At 43.6% G+C, this 25,218-nt stretch carries 25 protein-coding genes, 1 tRNA gene and 1 pseudogene; 13 read left to right on the top strand and 14 right to left on the bottom strand.

Going from position 1 to position 25,218, the window contains the following annotated elements; all coding sequences use genetic code 11:
* Positions 1 to 68: 68 nt before the first annotated feature.
* The gene (gene rtcR / locus DKT75_RS12735) at positions 69 to 1,655 is read right to left on the bottom strand and encodes an RNA repair transcriptional activator RtcR (protein WP_109823820.1); all 1,587 of its coding nucleotides are present in this window, start codon (positions 1,653 to 1,655) and stop codon (positions 69 to 71) included.
* Between the two features lie 218 nt (positions 1,656 to 1,873).
* On the opposite strand from rtcR, the gene rtcA reads away from it, so the two are divergent.
* Positions 1,874 to 2,884, top strand: a complete 1,011-nt coding sequence (gene rtcA / locus DKT75_RS12730; RefSeq protein WP_109823819.1) for an RNA 3'-terminal phosphate cyclase — start codon at positions 1,874 to 1,876, stop codon at positions 2,882 to 2,884.
* Positions 2,885 to 2,912: 28 nt separating this feature from the next.
* Here the strand turns inward: rtcA and DKT75_RS12725 are convergent, their stop codons facing one another.
* Positions 2,913 to 3,233, bottom strand: a complete 321-nt coding sequence (locus tag DKT75_RS12725) for a hypothetical protein (RefSeq protein ID WP_109823818.1) — start codon at positions 3,231 to 3,233, stop codon at positions 2,913 to 2,915.
* A 45-nt stretch (positions 3,234 to 3,278) separates the two neighbouring features.
* A pseudogene (locus tag DKT75_RS22285) lies at positions 3,279 to 3,413 on the bottom strand (IS3 family transposase); the annotation flags it as partial.
* 312 nt (positions 3,414 to 3,725) lie between these two features.
* On the opposite strand from DKT75_RS22285, the gene DKT75_RS12715 reads away from it, so the two are divergent.
* The 4 genes from DKT75_RS12715 (at position 3,726) to DKT75_RS12700 (ending at position 7,221) form a co-directional block, all read left to right on the top strand.
* Entirely contained in the window at positions 3,726 to 4,970 is a 1,245-nt protein-coding gene (locus DKT75_RS12715; RefSeq protein ID WP_109823817.1) for an RtcB family protein, read from the top strand.
* Positions 4,971 to 5,179: 209 nt separating this feature from the next.
* Complete coding sequence (locus DKT75_RS12710) at positions 5,180 to 5,488, top strand: hypothetical protein (RefSeq protein ID WP_109823816.1); 309 nt, start codon at positions 5,180 to 5,182, stop codon at positions 5,486 to 5,488.
* Between the two features lie 165 nt (positions 5,489 to 5,653).
* A tRNA-Ile gene (locus DKT75_RS12705) sits at positions 5,654 to 5,723 on the top strand.
* Between the two features lie 334 nt (positions 5,724 to 6,057).
* Complete coding sequence (locus tag DKT75_RS12700) at positions 6,058 to 7,221, top strand: slipin family protein (RefSeq protein WP_109823815.1); 1,164 nt, start codon at positions 6,058 to 6,060, stop codon at positions 7,219 to 7,221.
* 69 nt (positions 7,222 to 7,290) lie between these two features.
* Here DKT75_RS12700 and DKT75_RS12695 read toward each other — a convergent pair whose 3' ends face one another.
* On the bottom strand, positions 7,291 to 7,623 hold the full coding sequence (locus tag DKT75_RS12695) for a Kazal-type serine protease inhibitor family protein (protein ID WP_109823814.1): 333 nt from the start codon (positions 7,621 to 7,623) through the stop codon (positions 7,291 to 7,293).
* Positions 7,624 to 7,809: 186 nt separating this feature from the next.
* On the opposite strand from DKT75_RS12695, the gene DKT75_RS12690 reads away from it, so the two are divergent.
* The 3 genes from DKT75_RS12690 (at position 7,810) to DKT75_RS12680 (ending at position 10,286) form a co-directional block, all read left to right on the top strand.
* On the top strand, positions 7,810 to 8,013 hold the full coding sequence (locus DKT75_RS12690) for a hypothetical protein (RefSeq protein ID WP_109823813.1): 204 nt from the start codon (positions 7,810 to 7,812) through the stop codon (positions 8,011 to 8,013).
* A 93-nt stretch (positions 8,014 to 8,106) separates the two neighbouring features.
* The gene (locus tag DKT75_RS12685; RefSeq protein ID WP_109823812.1) at positions 8,107 to 9,114 is read left to right on the top strand and encodes a GlxA family transcriptional regulator; all 1,008 of its coding nucleotides are present in this window, start codon (positions 8,107 to 8,109) and stop codon (positions 9,112 to 9,114) included.
* Between the two features lie 11 nt (positions 9,115 to 9,125).
* On the top strand, positions 9,126 to 10,286 hold the full coding sequence (locus DKT75_RS12680; RefSeq protein WP_109823811.1) for an MFS transporter: 1,161 nt from the start codon (positions 9,126 to 9,128) through the stop codon (positions 10,284 to 10,286).
* Here DKT75_RS12680 and DKT75_RS12675 read toward each other — a convergent pair.
* The 5 genes from DKT75_RS12675 to fbaA all read right to left on the bottom strand — a co-directional run bounded on the left by DKT75_RS12675 (position 10,283) and on the right by fbaA (position 13,843).
* Positions 10,283 to 11,062: a TSUP family transporter gene (locus DKT75_RS12675; RefSeq protein WP_109823810.1), complete on the bottom strand. Its 780-nt coding sequence runs from the start codon at positions 11,060 to 11,062 to the stop codon at positions 10,283 to 10,285. The genes DKT75_RS12680 and DKT75_RS12675 overlap by 4 nt on opposite strands.
* Positions 11,063 to 11,080: 18 nt before the next feature.
* Positions 11,081 to 11,776 (bottom strand): YciC family protein, encoded by a 696-nt coding sequence (locus tag DKT75_RS12670; RefSeq protein ID WP_109823809.1) that lies wholly within the window; start codon positions 11,774 to 11,776, stop codon positions 11,081 to 11,083.
* Between the two features lie 59 nt (positions 11,777 to 11,835).
* Positions 11,836 to 12,144, bottom strand: a complete 309-nt coding sequence (locus DKT75_RS12665) for a putative signal transducing protein (protein ID WP_109823808.1) — start codon at positions 12,142 to 12,144, stop codon at positions 11,836 to 11,838.
* A gap of 6 nt (positions 12,145 to 12,150) precedes the next feature.
* Complete coding sequence (locus DKT75_RS12660; protein ID WP_109823807.1) at positions 12,151 to 12,615, bottom strand: CYTH domain-containing protein; 465 nt, start codon at positions 12,613 to 12,615, stop codon at positions 12,151 to 12,153.
* Positions 12,616 to 12,772: 157 nt separating this feature from the next.
* Positions 12,773 to 13,843, bottom strand: coding sequence for a class II fructose-bisphosphate aldolase (gene fbaA / locus DKT75_RS12655; RefSeq protein WP_109823806.1), 1,071 nt, complete (start codon positions 13,841 to 13,843; stop codon positions 12,773 to 12,775).
* 280 nt (positions 13,844 to 14,123) lie between these two features.
* Between fbaA and sbcD the strand changes: the two genes are divergently transcribed.
* The gene (gene sbcD / locus DKT75_RS12650; RefSeq protein WP_211665417.1) at positions 14,124 to 15,437 is read left to right on the top strand and encodes an exonuclease subunit SbcD; all 1,314 of its coding nucleotides are present in this window, start codon (positions 14,124 to 14,126) and stop codon (positions 15,435 to 15,437) included.
* Positions 15,434 to 19,141: an AAA family ATPase gene (locus DKT75_RS12645; RefSeq protein WP_109823805.1), complete on the top strand. Its 3,708-nt coding sequence runs from the start codon at positions 15,434 to 15,436 to the stop codon at positions 19,139 to 19,141. The genes sbcD and DKT75_RS12645 overlap by 4 nt, the downstream gene beginning before the upstream one ends.
* Before the next feature lie 29 nt (positions 19,142 to 19,170).
* Here the strand turns inward: DKT75_RS12645 and DKT75_RS12640 are convergent, their stop codons facing one another.
* Entirely contained in the window at positions 19,171 to 19,611 is a 441-nt protein-coding gene (locus DKT75_RS12640; RefSeq protein ID WP_109823804.1) for a S1 RNA-binding domain-containing protein, read from the bottom strand.
* A 122-nt stretch (positions 19,612 to 19,733) separates the two neighbouring features.
* Complete coding sequence (locus DKT75_RS12635; RefSeq protein ID WP_109823803.1) at positions 19,734 to 20,588, bottom strand: AraC family transcriptional regulator; 855 nt, start codon at positions 20,586 to 20,588, stop codon at positions 19,734 to 19,736.
* 108 nt (positions 20,589 to 20,696) lie between these two features.
* Here DKT75_RS12635 and DKT75_RS12630 point away from each other — a divergent pair, with 108 nt between their 5' ends.
* Both DKT75_RS12630 and DKT75_RS12625 read left to right on the top strand, forming a co-directional pair.
* Positions 20,697 to 21,230, top strand: a complete 534-nt coding sequence (locus tag DKT75_RS12630) for a peroxiredoxin-like family protein (RefSeq protein WP_109823802.1) — start codon at positions 20,697 to 20,699, stop codon at positions 21,228 to 21,230.
* 192 nt (positions 21,231 to 21,422) lie between these two features.
* Positions 21,423 to 22,571, top strand: coding sequence for a GNAT family N-acetyltransferase (locus tag DKT75_RS12625; protein WP_109823801.1), 1,149 nt, complete (start codon positions 21,423 to 21,425; stop codon positions 22,569 to 22,571).
* A 35-nt stretch (positions 22,572 to 22,606) separates the two neighbouring features.
* Here the strand turns inward: DKT75_RS12625 and DKT75_RS12620 are convergent, their stop codons facing one another.
* The gene (locus DKT75_RS12620) at positions 22,607 to 23,575 is read right to left on the bottom strand and encodes a hypothetical protein (protein WP_109823800.1); all 969 of its coding nucleotides are present in this window, start codon (positions 23,573 to 23,575) and stop codon (positions 22,607 to 22,609) included.
* An 89-nt stretch (positions 23,576 to 23,664) separates the two neighbouring features.
* The gene (locus DKT75_RS12615) at positions 23,665 to 23,934 is read right to left on the bottom strand and encodes a hypothetical protein (RefSeq protein ID WP_109823799.1); all 270 of its coding nucleotides are present in this window, start codon (positions 23,932 to 23,934) and stop codon (positions 23,665 to 23,667) included.
* A 277-nt stretch (positions 23,935 to 24,211) separates the two neighbouring features.
* Between DKT75_RS12615 and DKT75_RS12610 the strand changes: the two genes are divergently transcribed.
* Entirely contained in the window at positions 24,212 to 24,532 is a 321-nt protein-coding gene (locus DKT75_RS12610; protein ID WP_146201372.1) for a hypothetical protein, read from the top strand.
* A 208-nt stretch (positions 24,533 to 24,740) separates the two neighbouring features.
* Here the strand turns inward: DKT75_RS12610 and bfr are convergent, their stop codons facing one another.
* Positions 24,741 to 25,208 carry a bacterioferritin gene (gene bfr / locus DKT75_RS12605; RefSeq protein WP_109823797.1) on the bottom strand — a complete coding sequence of 156 codons (468 nt, stop codon included), beginning with the start codon at positions 25,206 to 25,208 and terminating at the stop codon, positions 24,741 to 24,743.
* Positions 25,209 to 25,218: the final 10 nt, after the last annotated feature.

Genomic DNA, 25,218 nt, shown 5'->3' with positions numbered 1-25,218 from the left:
TATCTCCACCGTTCTTTTTTCAAAAAAACCTAATACCAACCTTAATGACTATAAAGCTACCCGTCTTGTCACAGATATTTAAACTCCAAACCATACTTCTTCAAATAAACCTTCAACCGCTGCGAGTCATTACTAGCCGCCTTCTGCAACCGACTCTTATCAAACAATTTCCGCCCAGCATCCGCCATGCTTTTACTCTCTTTACACACACGAATCACCTCAGCCAACTGTGCTTTTTCAAACGCATCAATACTCTCATACACCTCAGCACTCAACGTTTCTTCCAACAACACATCGCTAGCGCTAACTTGCACCTCTCCTCCGCCACTCCAATCATACTGCAGTCGCTCGATCTCTTTATCCACGTTCGCTTCATTAATTCGTCCGCCATTAGACAGTGTCGCCATACGTGTAATGCTAGAGTTCAAATCACGAAAGTTAGCCTTCCAGTCAGCATAAGAGCTAAGCGAAAACGACAAGTATTTCGACTTAGCCGTGCTATTAAAACTCACCTTCTGATTGGTATTTTGCGCGTAACGGTTTAACTCAAACTCAATGTTCGGCTCAATGTCTTCATAACGATCACGCAGTGATGGCAACTGGTAGCTCCACAGGTTGATACGCGCCAGCAAATCCTCTCGAAACGCACCCTCTTCGACGCGTTCGTACAAGTTGCGATTCGTCCCTGCTATCAGTTGGAAGTCACTACTCACTTCTTTATCCGAACCAAATGGCGTGAAGACTTTGTCCTCAACCGCACGCAGCAACATTGCTTGTTCGTCCTGCCCTAGCTCTCCGATTTCATCTAAAAACAACAGACCATTATTCGCCTCCATCAACAAGCCTGCACGCTCACTTACCGCACCTGTATACGCGCCTTTGACATGCCCGAATAAGGTAGACATCGCGTTATCACCACGCAAAGTCGCACAGTTCACTTCAACCAACTTTCCTTCAAGCTTCTTTTTGTGACTCTTTAGCTCGTAGATCTTTTTCGCGAGTTGAGACTTACCCACCCCCGTTGGCCCAGTAATCAAGATCGGCGCAGTCGAGCGCACAGCGACATTTTCTATTTCTCTAATCAGTTCGTTATAGCGCTCGTTCTTAGTTTCTATACCACTTTTAAGGTGGCTGATACTTTCTTGAGCTTCCTTGTGAAAACGACTAGCAATTTGATCGTAACGTGACAGATCTAAGTTGATCGTCTGATATTTTCCGTGCGGCCCTTCAGGACTTGGCGAGCTTTGAATAAGCCTGCCGGGGAAGTAGTTCGCTTCAGCCAATAGGTAAATGCAGATTTGAGCAATGTGCGTACCCGTTGTGATATGAAAGTAGTAATCATTATGCTCAGGATTAAAGTCATAACTCTCCGCAAAGTTATGCAACTGGCCGTATACCTGCTCCAAATCCCACGGGTTGCTATAGGTCACTTTATGCGTAGTGACTTTGATATTTAGACAAATTGACTCAGCATCTTTGATCGTCTTTTGCAGTAGCGCCTCTTCCTCTTCCTGATAAAGAAGCACCAACTCATCGACCTGAAAGTCATGATGCATCAGCAACGATAACGTTGGACGCCAGCGAAACCAACGTTTCGCACCAAAGCCCACATTATCAAGTCGCTGACCAAGAAGACTAACTACTACATTACTCATTCGTATAATTCTCTATTTAAATAGATACAAAGCAATAGTAAGCACTTTTCATAAGCTCCACCACCGAAAATGCAGCTATAAGTTTTAAACAAATAAAAACAACAACCTAAATAAACATCTCTACTATTTATAAGAATTGGCACAAGCATTGCAATACTATTGGTGGCGTAACAAGCAAAAACAGCACCCAACAAGCGTTTGAACAAAAAGGACACCTCATGAAAATAATAGATGGCTCACAAGGCGAAGGCGGCGGGCAAATTTTGCGTAGCTCACTGGCACTATCCATGTGTACACAAACGCCCATTCGTATTGAAAACATCCGTGCTGGCCGCAAGAAATCAGGCTTAGGCCATCAACACTTGATGTGTGTACAAGCCAGTCAAATGATCTGCAATGCCAAGGTATCAGGCGCAGAGATTGGCTCTCAGACGCTCACGTTTGAACCCGGTGAAATTCAGGCGGGTGACTACTCATTCCCTATTAGCACAGCGGGCAGCTCTTGCTTAGTTTTTCAGACAGTGCTTCCTGCGCTATTGCTGGCTAAGCGCGAATCAACGCTTCGTTTAAGTGGTGGTACTCACAACATGATGGCACCGAGCTTTGACTTCATCGAACGCAGTTTTATACCTGCACTTCGTTTAATGAATATTGATATCAGCACCGAGCTACACGCTTACGGCTTCTTTCCCGTCGGTGGTGGAGAGTGGTCAGCAACCATAAAGCCTTTGGATGAAACCACGCCCATCATGCTTATGGAACGTGGTGAAATGCAACACTCTGCCATCGTTACTCAGGCAAAAGTTAAGAGTCATGTCGCTGAAAGAGAACTTGCACAAGTACAGAAAAAGTTAGCTATCTCAGCCAGTGATTTACACATTAATGAGGTAATAGCAGCCTGCCCCGGCAATGTATTGTCAGTGCAATTTAAACATACCGATGGGACTGCAGAAGTAATTGATTCGACCGGTCGCAGGGGCTTATCAGCCGAACGAGTTGCTGATATAGCCATCAAAGATGCACGACGTTATTTAGACTCAACAGCGGTTGTTGGTGAGTACTTATGTGACCAGTTATTGTTGCCGATGGCGTTAGGTAGTGGTGGACGGTTTACTACCTTAAAACCAAGCCTGCACACGCTAACTAATATTGACGTGATTCAGTCGTTTTTGGATTGTGAGATTACGTTTACTGAAATTGGGGAGGATTGTTTTGAGGTGCGGTGTTAGTGATAATAGAACCACTGTCGTTGCGCTATTAAACCTCAATAATAAAACTTTTCTTTTTCCTGTCTCTATTAAATTCATCCCAAGCATCGAATATTTTCAACAATTGTTTTTGATCTATTTCCACTGAACTTAACCCTAAGCCGAGAGTACAGAATACACAGTACTTACTACCGGAAATATGTGTTATTAAGGATGTATTCCCAGCACAGCCGTCTTTCTTATTAAGTTCAATATGCTTTCTAATTTCACTCCACTCACCGTCTGTTTCGATGAACATTGAGAGCGCATTCCAATCGCCATCGAATTCTACTTTTAAGTGTTTTCCATCTTTATAAAATAGTGCTTTCATTATTTATAATACGCTGGTGTTACCCATAAAAAGTAGACACTCCACTTATGCAGCTATTGCTGTCATTCGTTCAAACTCAGCGGGACTCACATATCCATTGGCTGAGTGTCGTCTTATTCGGTTATAAAATACTTCAATATACTCAAAGATACCTGATTTAGCGTCTTCAATCGATTCATATTGCTCGGCAATACAGCCTTCGTACTGTGAAAAATTATTCTTTACCCCTCCTCTCCAACCACAAACAGCATAACTATTTATATAATAAACTATCTAAAAAGATAATTTATTTCAATACATAGAGTTATTACAATTTTTTAAAAACAATCAAAAATAAAATAAAACTATTAAAAACAATGGCTTAATATCAATCTCCATATTTTTTCAAAAGTTGGCACACCCATTGCAATGTTATTTCCATAAATACACAACGATTGAATAGCGCACCAGACAGCTGATGCAGACGAAAGCAAGAATGAAAGGAGCAATACAATGACAACTACAAAACCAACAACAAAATATGAAGTGATGTTTCCAGAAACGTCAAAAGTACCGGTTAAGTCATGGACTCGCGGTGTGCCATTTAATGATAACGCACGTGAGCAATTGTTAAATCTGGCGCAGATGCCTTTCATTCATAAATGGGTGGCGGCAATGCCAGATGTTCATCTCGGTAGAGGTGCGACGATTGGAAGTGTCATTCCAACTATTGGTGCGGTGATACCTGCTGCGGTGGGCGTGGATTTAGGATGCGGAATGATGGCGGCTAAAACCACGTTACGAGCAACAGATTTGCCTGACAACTTAGCGGCGATGCGTAGCGCGATTGAAAGAGTCGTACCACATGGTCGTTCTAAAAAATTAAGAGGAAGCCGAGATAAAGGTGCATGGAGTGAGATTCCCGCTGATGTGTCTGCGGCATGGGCTCCTCTTGCTGATGGCTTTGCTCGTCTGGTTGAAAAGCATCCATTTTTGAAGAAAACCAACAACATCCATCACCTAGGAACACTGGGGACGGGTAACCACTTTGTCGAGGTTTGCTTGGATGAAAACGATGATGTTTGGGTGATGCTGCATAGCGGATCACGTGGTGTCGGTAACGCGATTGGAACGCACTTTATCCAAGAAGCGAAGAAAGATATGGAGCGTTGGTTTATCCATTTACCAGATAAAGAGCTGGCTTATATCCCGCAAGGTAGCGATAAGTTTGCACAGTACACGGCAGCGGTTGCATGGGCGCAGGATTTTGCACGCATTAACCGTGAAGTGATGATGCAGCGTACGTTGGAGGCGATTAGCGCGGTGATGCCAATGCCGTTTAAAGCGGATGTTGAGGCGGTGAATTGTCACCATAACTACATCAGCCCTGAGAAGCATTATGACGAAAACGTGTGGGTCACTCGTAAAGGTGCGGTGAGTGCGAAAAAAGGTGAAATGGGAATTATTCCAGGAAGTATGGGAGCGAAATCTTTCATCGTTCGTGGACTGGGTAACGAAGAGAGTTTTTGTAGCTGTAGCCATGGTGCAGGACGCGTGATGTCACGTACTCAAGCGAAGAAAGAGGTGTCTATGGAAGAACATTTGAAAGCAGTTGAAGGCGTTGAATGCAGAAAGGATATTGGTGTGTTGGATGAGACACCTTCTGCTTATAAGCCGATTGAAAAGGTCATGGAAGCACAAGATGACTTGGTAGAAATCATGCATACATTGAAACAAGTGGTGTGTGTAAAAGGATAACGCGTTGCGCGTATTAAACCGTCAAAGCAAGGGTGCTGGAATAAGCCAGTACCCGCCTCACGAGCAATTTAAAAGGCAATTTATGGCCAACACGAAAGAAATAAGAGAAGAAATTGAAGCCTGTGAAAACGGTGGATTTCCGTAATACCAACATTGCAGCACATCACTTAAAACGGTGCTCAATGCGATAAAAAGGATAAGGCAATAACATGGGCATCCGAGAAGAACTAAAAGAGTCCCACGACCACCTGCTTTCATTAGATATTCAGGATATTCCTGACGATAGCAAGACTCAGTATTTAGATACATTACACCGTTTAAGCATGGATCTTACGACGTTTGAAATTGTACAACTGAAGTCTGCAAATGACTTGATCCGTCAAGAGTCCGAAAAAATAAACGCCGCTGCAGAGCGTCTTGTCGAGGTTGCCCTAAATGACAAAAACTTCGAAATCACGATCAATGTCATTAGCGATAGCCTGCAAGTACTAGAAAACCTAGTCACCATTACTTTTTAATTTCGGTCATCGCTAAAAGCGGTGGCCACACAGCATTTGATTATCGTAAAACTTGCGGTGCTGGTTCTGCATACCAGCCTGACACATCGCTCTCTGAGTGTATGTGTATCGGTTTTTAGAGGTCAAATTTATGGAACGCCCTCGGGCGCATGGTTCGAATCCATTATCACTATAGCTCATTAGGTAGAGCAGTTGACTCATAATCAATTGGTAGCCAGTTCGATTCTGGCTAGTGAACCTGTCGTAAAGACAACACCCTTCCACGGTGCTTTAAAACTGCCCTTCGGGGCCCTATGTAAAACGCTCCAGATAAGGATGAGCGATTTGAACAGAGAAGCAATGACCGCTTTATTTTCTTCGGAAAGCAAAGCGCACCACTGCAACACTGGGTCAGATCAATCGGAGAAATTAGCATTCACACACCCTTGTTGATGGGTTTGTTTGTCACGAATGATTGCTTCGGCGTTGGATGTTTATTCCACCGCCCTGCTCTCCTTCCTTTCAAGCATAAATTAACGAGCGCGTCTGAGTGTGGAGCGTTTACATTTTTAATTATTTAGGGGAACAACATGTTTTTTATGAAGAAAATCATCGTTCCAGAGACACATCGTGCTTTGTTGTTCACAAACGAACAATTTACCGATGTGCTTATGCCAGGCGTGCATAACTTAAAAGACTGGAAAAACCAAATTCGTGTGTCATTGATTGATATTAGTGACACCTTAGCGCATGGCGTATCTGACGAAGTCATGAAGCTATTAACGCTTCACAAAGACAAGCTAGCCGCTCATGTTCAAACATGGGAAACCGCTGAGCATGAAGTCGGCCTGATTTACCACAACAAATCGCTAAAAGAAATAAAGACACCCGCTCAACAAGGTGCGTACTGGTTAGGTTTTACTGATATTGAAATCCGCAAAGTTGATATCTCAGAAGATTTCAAATTGGATAAAACCCTCGCGAGAGTACTGATGTCGGCGAAAGAGCCATTACTGAGAAGCTCTGCATTAAACGCGGTGATTACTAGCATAGTGATGGATCGTCACGTCGGCTTCTTGGAAGTGGATGGTGAGCAGGCAACACAGTTACCGTCAGGTATCCATGCATGGTGGAAGTTTAACCGTACACTAAAGATCAAACAGCTGGATTGCAGATTGCAAAACATGGAAGTCAACGGTCAGGACATTTTGACTAAAGACCGCGTTGGCTTACGTGTAAACCTATCAGCGACTTGGCAAATCAGTGATGCAAAGCGCGTCTCTGAGGAGTTAGCGGATCATGCTGATTTTCTGTATAGAGAATTGCAACTGGCCTTACGTGCCATTGTTTCAACGCAAACGTTGGATGAGTTATTAGCGGATAAAAATAAGCTAAATACTCAGATCAAAGACATCGTCGTCGCTAAAACAGCTGAGTACGGTGTTGAGTTGAAAAACGTCGGCGCGAGAGACATTGTCTTGCCGGGTGAAATGAAAACGATTTTAGCGCAGGTAGTTGAAGCTCAAAAAGTAGCTGAAGCTAACTTGATCCGTCGTAAAGAGGAAACTAATGCGACAAGATCGTTACATAACACGGCCAAAATGATGGAAGGCAACCCTGTGTTACTGCGCTTGAAGGAATTAGAAGTACTAGAGAAGATCACCTCTCAAATCAATACCTTGAATGTGTATGGTGGTTTAGATGGGGTGATGAATGACATGGTACGTATTCCGAATTCTGCGGGTAAGCGTTAATTTTACATCTATCAAAAAAAGCCCCTCTTAGAGTGACATCTAAGAGAGGCTTTTTACTTTAGATCGAACTCAAGAAGCAGGACATGCTCCTTTGGTATAACTCTGAACATCGTCGTTACTGCATGCAGAACAGCTGTTTGAATAAGTCTTTTTAGCTGTCGTCATTACCGCTGCACATATCATTCCCTTGCCACACGGACGTGGTACATGCCTCGTCCCACAAACAGGGTCATATTGCTGAGTACAAATTTCAGGCCTTGGATCGCTACAGGCCATTACCTTTATAGGTGCAACATCAACAACAGGTTTCTCTACAACATTTGGCTTTGTTGAAGCGCCACAAGCAACCAGCACGCCAGCTGCAACAGTCATTAAAATACGTTGTACTAATAGATTCTTCATTCGTCACCCTACTATAATTTTACAAAAATAATTAAACGTACGCCATTAAGCTATAACTGAACACATATTATTAAGCAATCAACAAACTGTGGCATCAGCAAATTATTATAGGATAAAGCCATGATAAAAATATTAAGTAACAGAAATGAAGGTTTTCGTTAGTTTTTAACTGAAGCGGAGACCCACATGGGTGATTACTATAGAAGCCCTCGTACTTATAGCGAGCATAAGAAATACTTCGACGCACTTGCTCAGGATTTCATACCTAGAAAAAGTAGAAACACGAAAAATTTAATCACTGAATATGATGACTATATTCGAAGAGATTTGAAGTATCGCAACTGGAAACATTATCGAAAAGCACAGTACAAAAATAACCCTATCCTATAACCAAAAAATGTCCGAAAAAGTGGCTATCACGTCCTATCGGACATAACTTTAAGTCTATAATAATCTCATCACTCACGAATGAGATTTCATTTCATGAAACACCCTACCCCCACAAGCGCACCCAAGAAGGTTGCCATCATTGCCTATGACGGTGTCAATGCCGTGGATGTATTTGGGCCGTTACAAGTGTTTGAAAGCGTCAACCTCATTCACCGCAGACTAAATTCTGACTGCCAAGCTGCCTATCAAACCCAACTAATCAGTCTCGATAAAGAACAGATAACACTCGCGACCCATACCAAAGTATTAAGCGATGGCTTACTTAATGGCTTAAACAGTTTTCAGCCAGATACATTAATGATCGCAGGCGGTGAAGTCGCTACAGATATTGCCAACCGAGTTGATCTAGGTAAGCAACTTGCTCCGTTTATTCAACAAACCGCACGTGTCGCATCCGTCTGCAGCGGCGCATTAATACTGGCTGCAACAGGCGCACTCAATGGGCGTAAAGCCACCACACATTGGTCACGTCACGCTGAGTTCTCCAAAAAATACCCCGAGGTCAAACTCGATATAGATGCCGTATTTACGCAGGATGGGAAATATTACTGCTCGGCAGGTGTCACATCTGGTATTGATCTCGCACTCCACCTTGTTCAGGAAGATTATGGCAGGCGCATTGCACTTGCAGCTTCCCGAGAAATGGTCGCTTTCTATCATCGACCTGGTGGTCAAAACCAGTTCTCTAGTACTGAAAACACTGACACCGCCAAAACCCAGTCTTTAATCGAAGCGCAACACTGGGTTCAGAACAACCTAAACAAGCCTATCGAGGTTTCATTATTAGCCGAACAAGCAGCCATGAGCGTACGCAACTTCTCGCGTAAATTTACCCAAGAAGTGGGCATTGCACCCTCTCGCTACATTGCTCAAGTTCGGCTCAACAAAGCTAGATTATTACTCGAAGAAACCACACACTCGATCAGCCGCATCGCTGACCAATGCGGCTATAGCAGCAGTGAAATACTCCGACGACTCTTCATTCGCGAGCTCAATGTATCACCCAGTGAATACCGTAAACGCTTTCAAACTTTCGCCTAAAAGGAACACTCATGCCGACCAAGATCATCGCCTTAATGCTCTCGCAAAGCTGCTTCATGTTTGCAGGCCTTATTTCCATCAGCCTATCGTCCATCATTGGCGTCAAGCTTGCGCCGCACGAGTCATTGGCCACGCTACCCTTCGGTTTGCTCAACTTAGGCGCACTGCTGTTTGCCTATAAGCTATCCGTCATTATGCAACAACGTGGTCGTCGCACAGGCCTGATACTTGGTGCTGCAGCAGGAACACTGTCAGCCATTCTAGCGATGCTAGCCTTGTACCTCAGTAGTTTTTACCTATTCTGCTTTGCCTGTTTCTTGCTGGGTATTTATCAAGCCTCTGCCATGTTTTATCGCTTAGCCGCAATGGATGAAGCACCTGCCGACAAGAAAGGTAGCGTCATGGGGTGGGTACTTTCAGGGAGTTTAATCGCAGCGATTATTGGGCCAACCCTCAATACAAAAATGAATCAGTGGATTAGTGAGCCACAGTACCTCGGTGCTTATCTCTGTGTCGCTATTTTTAGTGCCTGTGCGATCATGTTACTAGGCAACGTTGCCAATAAGACCGTTATAAAATCGGCCAACCACACTGACAGCAAACGCTTCCTGAGTAACCACCACTACCTACTAGGCGCGTTTAATACAGCCTTTGCTCAGTTCTCGATGCTACTCATGATGTCTATCACGCCACTGGCAATGCACGCACATCATTACTCAGTGAACCAAAGTGTATCGGTGATCGGTTGGCACATTATAGGTATGTTCTTACCGTCATTTTTCAGTGGCAAATTGATAGACCGTTTCGGCCCAAGGGTTATTATTCTAACGGGGTTAGCAATATTCATTGGCAGCACGCTTGTCGCCATGTCAGGCATGATATTGATGAACTTCTATGTCAGCTTATTCCTACTCGGTCTGGGTTGGAACTTCATGTACATGGGCGGTACATCCAGTTACACCCAGTCGATTGATGAGGACGAAAAAGGGAAAGCACAAGGCATGGCAGAGCTAGCCGTTGCCTTAGGTGGCGTCACGGCGGTCATCACTGGAGGTGTGCTTATTAACTGGTTTGAATGGCAGAGCATCAACCAAGGTTTATTGGTGATACTGCTTGCCGCGGTTGTGATGAACTTAACCGTTCGCCCAAGAAACGCTACGGCAATCGCTTAAAACGAGCGCCATAAGCCGATACTAGTAATCAACAGCAGGACGATGCCCAACACCCGATAAAACAGTACGGGGTCGGCCTGTTGTAGTTTCTTATGAAAAAACAGCCCTGCGTAATGTCCAACCGCCACGCAAGGTAACAACCAAAGCTGATGCTCCAGTTGCATATCTACGCCCGTTACCAAGAACGACACTAACTTGATAGACACCAAGATAAACCACAGCATAAACAGCGTGTCACGCAATTGGTGACGCGCCACATGACTGGTGTAAACCGCGATAATAAGTGGTGCACCAACCAAAGAAGTACCACTCACATAACCACCAATCACTAAGAATAATTTATCTAAAAAAGGATGATTACTGGTGAAGGGCTTGTTGAAAATATAGGTCAGTGAGTAAACAAGAATGATCGCAAAGATGATGCCGCTGATGAGTGTCGGTGGCAGTGTTAGCAGGCCAAATACACCGATAATCTTAGGGATAATCATGACCTTCATCGAGCTGATTAAGTACTTCCAGTCGATACTACCTGTGACAGTTTCACCGGCTTCTTGCTTCGCTTTTTTATCTTTGTGACTGTTATAACCGATTAATGCTGAAAAAATCAGTAACTGAACCGCCAGCAAGGGTAAGAATAATAGTGGGTCGTCTGTGATTAGCAGTAGCAAAGGCAGTGCAAGTGCTGCACCACCAAAGCCTAAGCCGGAGCGAACGAAGCCGCTCCAGACAAATACAGCAGCGATTAACGCTAGTTGAAGATAGCTTAGATTTTCCACAACGCAACCACTCTACTTTTATACTTTTGGTTCTGACTCTTGCCCTGACTTCGTTAAGTCATAGACTCGGTAAGCAAACACCGTCATGACGATGTACAGCGTCACACTAAACAAGATACTTAGCACGCTCGCAACTGCATGTGGCACAAGGCCAGACAGCAAGTAGTACGGCATGAATAGCACAGAGAAGATGATCAAATAACCACGCAAAATCACACCAAAGTGAGGCGCTGTTTGAGCGAAACTTGTCTTCATTGCCTTCAATGGTGAACTGTTGTTAAACAGTAAATCAAACTCTGCAAACGCGAGTCGCACAGCGAAGAAGATACCCGGAAGGATCAAGAACATCATACCCGTTGAAACAATGAAGCCAACGATTAGGCTAAGCGCCAAGTAAGGTACCCAGTACTTAAGCCCAAGCTTCCAGCACGACATGCGCGATAGTGGATTGCCATCAATCACTGAAGACAAGTACACAATCACCGCGATACGATAAACCGGTGCGAATAAGAATTCGACAAAGATGCGTTTGAAAATATAAGCAAACTGTTCAGGGGATACCGTTTCAGCACCCGCTGGTGATGTCGGTGGATCAGAGAAAATCATAGCCAATGCTATCTGTAACGGGATAACAATTGGCAGAACGATTAAAAACAACGTATGAGCGTGGTTTTTAAAGAAGTTCCACGTGTCTAACAATGATTGCTTAAGCATTTAAAGTCCGTATTTTTTACAAAAAAATAGCCAGCAATCATCCGACACCAGCGTATGAATCACTTGATAACACGTTCTGTCTGGCAATTCCAACAAATTTCGAACGTAGACGCGTTTGCTTCATGGCATGATGCGCACGTCCAGTCTTCGCCTGTCATTTTTTCGTTTAGCACTTTCACGACAGCCTGTGCTTTTTCGAAGTCCTCATTCAATACCCACAACTCTGGCCATGTCTCATTAGGGACTAAATCACCCGCGGCACCTTGGGCAAATTCATTTTTCATGTGCGGCTCAATACCCGCTAGCTCAAGCATGTTTTTAGCATTCTCAACCAACATTTTATTTTCGTGCGTGTAGACAAGTTCCATATCAGATCACCATTGGTTGAAGGGGGTGTTTAACAAACTAGAATTATAATACTTAGGGTCACCGCTTACTTCTTTAACGACCCAGTCTGGCTTTTCAAAAGACTCGTCTTCACTAGACAGCTCGATTTCTGCTACCACTAAGCCATCATTATCACCGTAAAAAATATCGACTTCCCACGTGTGACCGACATGCTCAACGAGGTAACGTGTTTTTTCAATCGCAGGGCCCGTGCATAACTCTGCCATGATTGCTTTAGCGTCTTCAGGAGGAATAGCATATTCAAACTCTGTGCGTGAGATGCCCTTGTTGGCACCTTTGAGCGTGAGGTAAGCATCTTCGCCTTTTAAGCGTAATCGCACGGTGGTTTTATCTGGGGTTGCGATATAGGCTTGCTTGATGAATGTGCCGTCATTTAGTGGGCCAAGCTTATCTAAGTCGATTAAAAACTTACGCTCTATTTCTTTTGCCATCATAGGTCTCGTGAATTGCTATCTGATGATTAGTATACGTAAACACTCTAAATGTAGACACTACGCGATTACTTAATCACCCAGAATCACTCAAACACAAAAAAGCCCGCAGACTAACAAATCAGCGGGCCTTTTAAACGTTAAGCAAAAACTCGTTTTACTTATTACGTCCAATACAGTTCAAGTCAGCAAATGATTGCTCAAGACGCTCAACGAACGACTCTTCACCCTTACGCAATACTTTACGTGGGTCATAATATTTCTTGTTAGGAATATCAGAGCCATCTGGGTTACCAATTTGCTCAGCAACGTAGTCTTTAAACTCAGCATAGTAGTCACGCACACCCGCGTTAAACGCCCACTGCATGTCCGTATCCAAGTTCATTTTGATAACACCGTATTCAATAGAGCGAGCGATATCTTCAGGCGAAGAACCAGAACCACCGTGGAATACAAAGCTCACTGGCTTAGAACCTGATGCACCAATTTTATCTTCAACAAAGTGCTGTGAGTTCTCTAAAATTTCAACAGACAGCTTCACATTACCCGGACGATAAACACCGTGTACGTTTCCAAACGCCGCAGCGATAGTGAAGTTATCACTGATCTTGCTTAGCTTTTCATAAGAGTAATAAACTTCTGATGGTGCCGTATACAGCTTGCTAACATCAACCTTTGAGTTATCAACGCCGTCTTCTTCACCACCTGTTATACCCAGCTCGATCTCTAGACCAATATCGATCTTGTCCATGCGCGCTAGATACTTTTCACAAATTTCGATATTTTCTTCAAGACTCTCTTCCGACAAATCCAACATGTGTGAGCTAAATAACGGCTTACCATGCTTTGCATAATACTCTTCTTGAAAGTCTAGTAAGCGGTCAATCCACTCAATATTTGCAAGTGAACAGTGATCCGTATGCAGTACTACAGGTACGCCGTACATTTCAGCAACTTGGTGAACATGCAAAGCTGCAGAAATACAACCTGCTGCCGATGCTTGGAAGTTATCATTATTTAAGCTTTTTCCCGCGTAAAAATGACCACCACCGAATGACAACTGCACGATGACCGGAGACTGTACTTTTGCAGCCGCTTCAATAATAGCGTTTACAGTACTTGTTCCAATCGCATTAACACCTGGCATTGCGTAACCAACTTTCTTGGCATCCGCATATAAATCCTTCAATTCTTGACCGTATAAAACGCCAGACCGAAATTTACTCATAACTATAAAACCTCAACTTTTGGAGTGAGTTATCACAAATACAGCGGCCACCAAGCTTGGCTAATTGGACTTAGTGGCTGCTCCTAAATTTAGGACATCATTGTAACGGTTTTTTACTCATTCAAATATCTTTAATACTAGATATCTACTGAGTTAACTCTATAAGTACAATAATCCATACTAATATGGTTCCATATCGTTTAAATCATTACAACATCAGTTATTCGACGGAGAGTATTACTCTGCTAAGCGGCTACTTCCTGATCAAGTCTAAGGTATAATGCCGACTCACCCACCAGAACTCTTGCTTGTTATGCGCATTTTACATACCTCCGACTGGCACATTGGCCAACATTTCATTAGTAAAAGTCGAGCTGCTGAGCACCAAGCATTTATAAGCTGGTTATTGGAGCAAGTAACAACGCAAAAGGTCGATGCGGTTATCGTGGCAGGTGACGTATTTGATACCGGCACACCACCGAGTTATGCACGCAAAATCTACAACTCATTTATCGTAGAAATGAGCAAACTCAAATGCCAACTTGTTGTGCTGGGTGGAAACCACGACTCAGTGTCAATGCTAGATGAGTCCAAAGAGTTATTCGCATCCCTCGGCACACACGTCATACCCAATGTGCAAGAAATCACAGACCAACAAGTATTTGTGTTGAATGATGTAAAAGGTGAAGCAGGTGCAATCCTCTGCGCGATTCCTTTTATACGTCCACGCGACGTGATTGGCAGTCAAGCAGGTGCGTCTAGTTCAGACAAACAACAGGCATTAGGTGAAGCCATTGCTACGCACTATAAAAAATTGTATGACTATGCAGATGCCAAGCGAGCTGACTTTAAACAGCCCTTACCTATTATTGCAACAGGTCACTTAACGGCCATGGGTGTGACAACGTCGGATTCGGTGCGTGATATCTATGTGGGTAGCTTAGAAGCCTTTCCAGCAAAGGCATTTCCACCCGCTGACTACATTGCGCTGGGTCATATTCACCGTCCACAAATCGTCGCAAAATCAGAGCACATCCGTTATTGCGGCTCACCTATTCCATTGAGTTTTGATGAGCTGGGTACGCAGAAACAAGTGCTAATCGCAGAGTTTGCTGATGGCAAGTTAACGAGCGTTGAACCGTTATTGGTTCCTCGCTTTCAACCAATGCAAGTGATTCGCGGTGACTTAGAGAGTATTCAAAAACAACTCCTACTATTACCAACCGAGCCTGCGCAGGCCGACATGTTTGGTGATCTAATAGCGAGCGAGGAAAAACCGACAGCCCTGCCCATTTGGTTATGTATTGAGGTGGAAACACAAGATTATCTCGATGACTTACAGCAACGTGTTCAAGCAATGACTGCTGATATGAATGTTGAGATTTTGCAGCTGCGTCGCGCCCGCACAGGACGGCAGGCTCAGATCACACAAGAAGCAAAAGAAACACTAAATGAGCTGAGCGTAGAAGATGTTTTCGAACGTCGCCTTGCATTGGAAACGTTTGAAACTAAGTCAGACCAGCAGCGCCTAGCGCGAATACGAGAGACATTCGGTGAGATTGTGGAAGTGGTTAAGTCAGGTGACGCGTCATGAAAATTCTTAGTTTGCGCTTCAAAAACATCAATTCGCTTAAAGGTGAATGGAAGATCGACTTCACACAGTCGCCTTTCTCAGAGAATGGTTTGTTTGCGATTGTTGGGCCTACAGGTGCTGGAAAGACAACGATTCTGGATGCTATTTGTTTAGCCCTATATCACTGTACGCCTCGCCTTAAAACTATCTCAACAAGTAGTAACGAGCTGATGACTCGCGGCACCGCAGAGTGTTTGGCTGAAGTTGAGTTTCAGGTAAACAACCAAGCTTATCGTGCGTTTTGGAGTCAACGACGCTCTCGCGGCAAGATTGATGGAAACTTGCAGGCGGCACAGGTTGAGTTGGCAGAGCTTTCTGCTGACGGTGAAGACGACAAGATTCTTGCCTCTAAAATTAATGATAAAAGCCAGCTTATTCAGTCGTTAACAGGTCTCGACTTTGCACGTTTTACGAAGTCGATGATGTTGTCACAGGGTCAGTTTGCGGCATTCTTGAATGCGGATGCGAATGATCGTGCTGAGTTATTGGAAGAGCTGACGGGCACTGAGATTTATGGCCTGATCTCTGAAAAAGTCCATGAGCGCTTTACCGAAAGCAAGAACAGCTTAGCGCAGTTAAAAGCTAAAGCCGATGGCATGGAATTGCTAGATAGCGAGGCGTTAGAGGCGTTAAACACGCAACAAACGGAGCTAGAACAACAAGAAAAAGACACCGAAAAAACAGTTAAACAATGGCAGCAACATCAAGACTGGTGGACGCACTTTAGTAAGGCACAGCAAGCGCTAGACCTTGCAACTGAAACGCTGACTCGTGACCAACAAAAAGCGGATGATGCTAAGCCTGACTTACAACGTTTGGCAGATAGCGAGCCAGCGGAAAAGCTGCGTGCGACGTTTAGTTTGCAGCAAACAGCTGAGGACAAGTTGACGAAGTCGAGTACGGCGTTGACTGCATTGACGCTGTCTTTAGAGGCTAGTCAGCAGAGTAACGAACAGTCACAGCAATACTTTTTAAGTGCCTCAGAACAATACGACGCAGCTGAAAAAACTAGAGCCGAGTTAGAAACGTTATTAATCGACACGGTTATTCCGTTAGATAGTGAGCGTAAAAACCTATCTGAGCAGTTAGAAAAGTTAACTAGCCAGCTCAATGTGACTCAGGAAAATCAGAAAAATACCCAAGCCAATTTACTGGAAAAGCAGCAGCTGACACAACAACAAACAGAGCAAAAATCAGCACAGCTTGAATATCAAAAAGTACATACGACTGATGGTCAGCTAACCGAGCACTTAAGCTTATGGGATTCACAGTTTACTGAACTCGCTAAGCAAACAACTCAGCTGAACACCTTGTCTTTAGAACACACTACGCAGCAGCAAAACCTTCAAAGCATCCAAACTAGTCTGACAGAGCAAAACAAAGAAATAGAAGTCACTACTGATGCGATTAAGCAGCAACAGCAGGCATTCGATCAAGCCACTTCCCTACTCGCCAATGCGGTTGAAGGGCAAACCGTTGAGCAGTTTGCAGAGCAATTACAACAGCTTGATGATAAGCGCGACCACCACAGTCATTTAAAGCACTTATCTGCTGAGTACTTGAAGCAAAATACGGTGAAAAGCGAGACGCTAGCTTCTTTAGAAAAAGGTCATCAGTACGTTTCTGATACCAAGTTACAGCTAGAAAAATTAGAACAAGAGCAGCAAGCCTGCAAGACTCAGTACAAAGATATCGAAAAGCTTATCGCTCAAGAAAGGCAGATTAGTAGTTTGTCAGATGAGCGTGCAAAGCTTCTAGCGGATGATGAATGTCCTTTGTGTGGCTCTAAAGAACATCCGTTGATAGACAATTATCAAGCACTGGACGTGTCAGAAACTGAGCAACGCTTACATGCTCAACAACAAAAGCTAGATGAACTAGACTTGCAGCTTAGGAAAATATCAGCATTGTTGAGCAAAGCACAGGCAAAGATAGAGACACTTGAGGAAACTTCGGCAAATATCACAGCCAGTCAAAACGAGCTAAATACTAAATGGTCGCATCACTCAAAAGCCTTAGGTTTGAGTCTTGCTATTAATGACGGTGAAGCACTAGACACTTACCTCAGCGACGAAGAAAACCAGCGCTCAACACTGACTAAAAAGCTTACCGAACTCAAGCAGCTTGAAGCAAATAAGCAAGCGGCAGAGAAGTCACTCACGCTTATTCAACAGCAACTTAAAGACCAGCAACATCAGTTAGACCTGCAAAACACAGAGTCTAAGCAATGGACTGAAAAACTAACGCAAAATACTAAAGATACTCAGCTGTTAAATGCTGAACAACAAACGCTAAACAGCAAGTTATCTGATCAATTATCAACACTGGGCATGTCGCTTCCTCTTGCCGAAGAACAGGCTTCATGGATAACTGATAAGCAACTGGCAGCGAAAAAATGGACTGAGTCTGTAGCGCTATTATCAAGTTGTAATGACCAGCTAAAAGGGCTTGAAGTTGAAGTCAAAACACTGACAGAAAAGCAGAGCGAACTCGAAAAGAAACTAACGCTAGAAATGACCGAGCATAAAACGATAAGCGACAGTCTTCACGAGAAACAACAAAAACGTATTGAGTTATTTGGGGAGAAGTCGGTAACGACGGAACGTGAAACCGCACAGGCACGTAGCCAAACAGCACAACAAGAAAAGCAGCGTTTAGACACATTACGTCAACAAACGAGTGATGCGCTGCAAGTCTTAAAAGGTCAACTGACCACTGCAACCGCACAACAGTCAGAGCTACAACAAGACCTCAGCGACAAGCAAACAACATGGCAGTCTCAACTAAGCAGTAGTCCATTTAGCGACCAAGCAACGTTTGAACAGTCGCTGTTAAGTGAGGCAGAACGCCAACAACTGACCGAGCTAAAGGAAAGCATAAGTAACGCGCTGGCACGCAGCAAAGCGCTACAAGATCAAGCGGCTAAAGACCTTGCTAGTTTACAAGCAACCACTGAGCAACAAGGCTTTGCGGCAACTCCACAAGCAGAGGTTGCCGAAGCGTTAAACGATGCAAGCCAACACTTAAAGCAAATCAATCAACAACAAGGTGAGATTAAACGCAGCCTGACAGATGATATAACTCGTCGCGCCAACCAAACCTCACTTTTTGCAGAGATCGACACGAGTCAGCAACAATACGATGATATTGCTTATTTGCACTCACTGATCGGTTCGCAAAAAGGTGACAAGTTCCGTAAGTTTGCACAGGGTTTAACGCTGGATCACTTGGTACATTTGGCGAATGTGCAGCTGAATCGTTTAGATGGTCGTTACTTACTTAAGCGTAAAGATAATGAAGCGCTGGAGTTGCAGGTGGTTGATACATGGCAAGCCGACTCTGAGCGAGACACCAAAACATTGTCTGGTGGTGAAAGCTTCTTGGTGAGTTTGTCTTTAGCGCTTGCGCTGTCTGACCTAGTGAGTCACAAAAACAGTATTGATTCGCTGTTCTTAGATGAAGGTTTTGGGACACTGGACAGTGAAACGCTGGATGCTGCACTCAATACGCTGGATAGCTTAAATGCCTCAGGCAAGATGATTGGCGTGATCAGTCATGTTGAGGCAATGAAAGAGCGCATTCCTGTGCAGATTAAAGTGCAGAAAATGAATGGGCTCGGGATTAGTCAGTTGGAAGATTGTTTTAAGGTTTTGCTCAGCGGGTAGTTTTCTCAAGAATTTATCTGCTATCCGCATCATATTTCAACCACTAACACCTTTTCCTTTGAGATATCTACACCAATTACTTTTACATTAACTCTATCGTGAAGAGAGTGCTTCTGCTTTGAGTTTTCAATTTGAAGCAAGGCATTACAATGTTGTTCTATTTTCACGAAATAACCATACTCAGCCACCATAATTACAGGGGAGTTATATTCATTGTTTATTTTGGGAGAACTATTCCAAGGACTTTCAATCACTTGTTTTAAAGAAATGCTAAACCGTTCGTTTTTGAGAGCAATAACTTTGACTGTTATTTCATCTCCTTTCTTAACAAAGTCGCTCGGCTCAACTAGACCAGCATCCCAAGTAAACTCAGTTTGTTGAAGTGTTGCCTCATGGCCTTTGTAATCTACCAATGCAAAACCTTCCTCAACTCTGTTTACTGTTACTCTTATAAGACCGCCAATTTCCATTTTTAAACTTATACGCTCGTGTGAATAAAAGAGTTACCACAACTTATATATCTATCGAGTGCCATCTTAATCATCTAGAACTTTCTGTTCGATTACTCTCAAAGCACGAAACCAGTCCAATCTCAAACCAACGACTCCACAACCTCCCCCACCACTTTCTTCCGTAACTTACCCGGTGGACAACCAACGATCTTCCGAAACGCACGGCGAAATGCTGCCTCATTTCCATACCCCAGTTTCTCGCCTATTTGAGCAATTGATTCTGTGCCGCTAGACAGCCAGTCACTGGCTAACCGCATACGCCACAGCCCCAAGTATTCCATCGGTGGGTAGTGAACCACTTCACGAAAGTAAATACTAAACGCAGTCCGCGACATCCCTGCTTCTTGCGCTAAACTTTTCACTGTCCAAGGTGTTTCTGGACTGTCATGCATAGCCGTTAATGAACGCGATAAACGTGGATCACTGAGACCACCCATTAAGCCTGTTCCAAACACCATTGTAGACATTAAGAAACGAAGCAACTTAACAAGTAACACTTCCATTAAATGATTAAGGATTAGCGCTTTACCGCATCGTGGCGAGCGTGACTCACTGGTAATCATAGCGATCACAGGCTGCATTTCTTGAGTGGTAATCTCTTCTGATTTTAGTGAGATGATATGACCGAGAGAGTCTATTAATGGGTTTAGGTTGGCAGAACCGAACTGCAGCATTCCATGAATATATTCGGTGCTGGTATCGGCCGCTTCGACTCGATGCTCTTTGCCTGATGGCAACCAAAACAAACCTTGGTCAGTCAGCTGTTTCGACTCACCACTCTCCAGTGTCACCAACAAGCTACCTCTAGTTAATATGTAGATATCAGCCGCTGGCGAGCTACTACGTTCGGCACACTCATGCGCATCTAACTGGTAGTAATGAACGTTTTCTATTTCTGGATTGAAGTGACGTAATAAGGTTGTTAGACGATCCATATTGAACTATCTACACTAAAAAATGAATAATTAGTGTATCACTAGTTCAACTTATATGACTATACTAGATCCACTTTACATATTTATAAACCCTATTAGGAATTTACCATGGTTGTTTTAAAGCCGCGCGAAGTAGTACCAAATATTGAACTTAACCTTGTTGGTGGTGGAACTTGGTCTCTTGAAGATCAAACACCTGGAAACTTCACAATGATGGTTTTCTATCGCGGTCTTCATTGCCCAGTTTGCTCTATGCAGTTGAAAGAACTAGAGCGCATGAAAGAAGATTTTGCTGAGCGCGGCGTTAATGTAATCGCTGTAAGTAGCGACACTCAAGAACGTGGCGAAGCAGCAAAAGCTGACTGGAAACTACCTAACATCGACGTTGCTTACGGCCTAACGGTTGAGCAAGCGCGTTCACTTGGTTTACACCGTTCTGCAGGTCGCGGTAAGACGTCTATCGGTATCGAAGAGCCAGCTGAGTTCAGCGAGCCAGGCTTATTCATGACACGTGCAGACCAGACATTGTTCTACTCTTGCATCAGCACAATGCCTTTCGCACGCCCAAGCTTCAAAGAGCTACTAGGCTCTATTGACTTCGCTATTGCTAATGACTACCCATCACGTGGTGAGTTAAGCTAAGTAGAAGTACTAAAGCCGCTTGCCTATTCATTTTAGGTAGGCGGCTTTTTCACATTAAGCACGTCAAGGTTCACCCGTTTGTCGTCAAGCACCGCCCTTTCAGAAACGTCCCGCTATCCGCACCACCAAGCCTCTCCGTACACTTCAACCATCAAATAATTAAAAAATTAGCGACTACGGACACTTACCCCCATGCATAACTTAACCGTTAGCCTTGTAAACGATATTGATACGTTTCGTTCAATGCGTCAGCAATGGAATGAATTAAATGATACATCAGATAAAGGCACACTCTTCTCATCTTGGGAGTGGTTATTTAGCTGGTGGGAAGTGTATCAACATGATGCTAAACGCTCATTGCACATCCTATGTTGCTATCAAGACGACACCTTAGTCGGTATTGCACCGTTTCAAATACTTAACCACCCAACCCGTTACTTCCCATGCAGCAAGCAATTAATGCTTTTAGGAACTGGCGAGACTGACGGTGGCTTAGTGCTAACAGAGTATTTAGACCTAATAATAATGGCTGAAGATGCTTCCCCAGTGATTGGTGCATTTACTCACTCACTCATGCAACAGCAAAAACTATGGCAAGCCGCAAGCTTCCCTCAAATCTTAGCTGACTCGCATTTAGAGCATTTATTTTCAGGACAAAATCTGTCGATCAAAGCCGTTAAAAAAGAGTATGGCTTCCGTACGCTAATCAACTTGCCTGACACTTATAAAGACTACTTGATGAGTCTTAAGAAGAAAAAACGCAACAACATCACACGTATGCTTACCCGCCTAGAAACGGAACAGGAATACAACATTGAAAACTTATCAGACGGCTTAGATGCTGATGTTGCACTTGATGCGGTAGCAGACTTAAACCGTGCACGTCGCTCAGACATGAAGCAAGACAGTGCTTTTCACTATCCTAAGTTTGAAGCTTTTCACCGTTTAGTAGTTAAGCGACTATTGCCATTGAATAAGGTAGAGATTCGCGTATTGCGTATAAAGGACGAGCCAGTTGCGGCACTTTATAGTTTGATTGATAAGGGCATATTGCATGCTTACCAGTGTGGCTTTGAAGCTGAGTTAGGGCATCGCTATGCACTTCAGACAATGATGATTACGCAGGAAATATCTCACTGTATTGATAACCCTGAACTGGATCACTTCAACTTTATGTTTTCGGAAGATGAAAACTCATACAAGCTAAGTTACAGCGCTTACACTGAAGCTATGTACAACTTGGAGTTCTTCCCCAATAACCGACGTACACAGCTACACCAATATGTTCATGGTCCACTTAAGCAAAAGGTTAAGTCGTTACTTGGCAGAGGAAAAGCGTAAAACCAAGGTAATCCTCAGTATTACGCTTTGGCTAACTAGGCCTTAGCAAACTCCGGCAAACTAGCTTCATCACGTTTCGACATACCTTCTGGATGACTATCATCCAACTGTAAATCAGTCGTGTAACTAGCCGTTCGCTCACCCCGTTTTAGTACTTTCAGTTTCTTCAGCACAAAGTAAGTAAACGACTTAACTTCAGCGACCAACCCTACCCGCTCGATAGATCTGTTCTTAAAGCCTAGTGGCTTTAAAATGTAATGGTTAAACCCATGCACACCCAGTTGGCGACGGCTTTCTTTCGAGCCATAACTCGTCGTGAGTGACACATTAAAACCAATATTTTCAACACGATGTGGCGAGTGCTGCGGCCAACTGACGACCTCGCCCGCTTTCAACTCATGACTAAAGGCGTGGTCGTCGTACCAGCGCTCAAACGGCACATTTTCGTGACGTGACTCGCCAATAATCTCTTCGACATACGTCTGCGGCGCAAAGCGAGTGTCTCGTGCAGGATAAACCCAAACACGCTTACGACCTTTCAAGTGCCAAAGCATATTAGCGTCCGCATCCACATGGCAATACACCTGAATACCTGGCGATGAAATCAATAAAGCACTAAACGATGATTTGGCATTAGTGATGTGGTCAGATCCAGCATTGATCACTTGGTACATTTGTTCAATCAACTCAGCATATTCGCCATTGTATCGGTCAATATTGATCACATTCACCCACATACGACCTTTCTGCAAAGCACTCAAAATCTGACGACCAGAGCTCTCGGCAATATGGACAGGCGTCCACTCGTTGTGGTTTTCAGGGTTAGTCCCCATGGTGTAACACTGCAACCATTCTCGTGGATAATTATCCAGCAAAGTCACTAGCGCTTCATCACTAAATAGGTCCAACTCATGGAATTTGTGCTGCGATATCTGAGGTTTCACACCAAAGTTTTGGTGCTCTTCCTGAGTCCAAGCAATGCAATCCGAATACTGTGTAGACATGATCTGAGCTCTTTTTTAATTAATTATAAACATTACGTTCTATAACCAGTTTACTGCTAAGAGCACGCTTGTCGGCAGAGATATATGGATTAGTGGTATGAAGTAGGCGGTGTAAACAAGTCTGCGCAATACTTTTTACCCAAATCAACACAGCATCGGAGCAATAGTAAGGACTTAACCAGCTCTACTTGAGTCTCCAGGCTTGCATCAAAAAAGTCGCACAAGCAGATATCACCCTGTTCAATGGCGCGTGTTAATTCGTCAGATGAAAAGTCGGCAACTACTTTGCTGTTGAGTTTATTTTTAACTTGCACATAAGGCTGTGGGCAGTCTAGCCATGCATCAATATAAAAGGTCATATCTAACTCCTGTATAGAAAAGAGAAAAAATAACCTGGCTGACATCGAAAGATATGAGTGAAAAAACGATGCGGGCTTGGTAATACATTTCAGAAACTCTAAGAGTTTATTTTTTTCATTCGCTGAGGCTTAGTGTCCCACGGGAGCAGTGTGAGTCACTAACCACTGAAATGTGGGACCAGTATAACGCTTGATAATCTAAATGCAAATGGTTATTATTTAAATTAAAAGCCAAAGCCTGAAATATCGGAATAGCCAACTTTATTAACTGACTAAAATGAGTACCTTAACCATGCTGGCTAACCCAAATGATACCCCTGTCGAACAACTTCAAACGACTCTAACATACTTGATGACACGTTATAGCTCTATTATCACTTTTAAGCTGCCTGACTGCGCAGCGTGTTTCGCAGTGACTATTGTGGAACATTTGAACCTAATATTAGCTCATCCAAAAGTAAGCTCATCTAGCACCTTAAGAGACACCTATATGCAACTACAGATGAATTGGGAGCTTTTGGCGAGCCATGCGGAGTCTGAACATCCAGCAAATCAAACGCTGATGAGAGAAGCCAAGCAAAGCGGAGCCCTTCACTAAATAAAAAGAGTAGACTTTTTATTTAAAACACTTGCAAACAAGAATCATTTGCATTAAATTATTCCCAGCTTTGCCGATACAGAGATATTCAAGCCTTTCTCCAGATCTGTTTTGAACTTATGTCGCGAAGTAGTTGCTGATACTGTACTCACTTTTAGCTACCACTGCTTATAAAGCGAGCACGGTATCAGTAACGACCACTAACTACTTACATTTGAGTCTGCAAGTAGTTTGGTAACCCAATCATATCAATCAAACGTAACTGCTTTTCTAGCCACCACGTGTGATCCATTTCAGTATCATCTAGCAGCTTATAAAGAATCTCACGTGTCACGAAGTCCTTCTCTTCTTCGCACACTTTCATCGCTTCTTTCAATGCTGCACCTACGTCATATTCAATTTGCAAGTCGCTCTTAAGCATACTTGGCACATCTGAACCAACGTTCACTTTATCCTGCATGTTTACATCAGGCGTTTCTTCAAGGAACAAAATACGCTTGATAAGTAAGTCAGCATGCTCCGTCTCTTCTTCAGCCTCGTGGCTAATACGCTCAAATAACTTCGTTAAGCCCCAATCTTCATACATTCTAGAGTGAATGAAGTACTGGTCTCTTGCCGCCAACTCGCACGCTAACAAAGACTTTAAGTGGTCAATAACTTTTGTAGAACCTTTCATGAGACGCTCC

The sequence above is a fragment of the Leucothrix arctica genome (assembly GCF_003172895.1).
Taxonomy (GTDB): domain Bacteria; phylum Pseudomonadota; class Gammaproteobacteria; order Thiotrichales; family Thiotrichaceae; genus Leucothrix; species Leucothrix arctica.
This window is presented reverse-complemented; position numbering and strand designations above follow the sequence as displayed.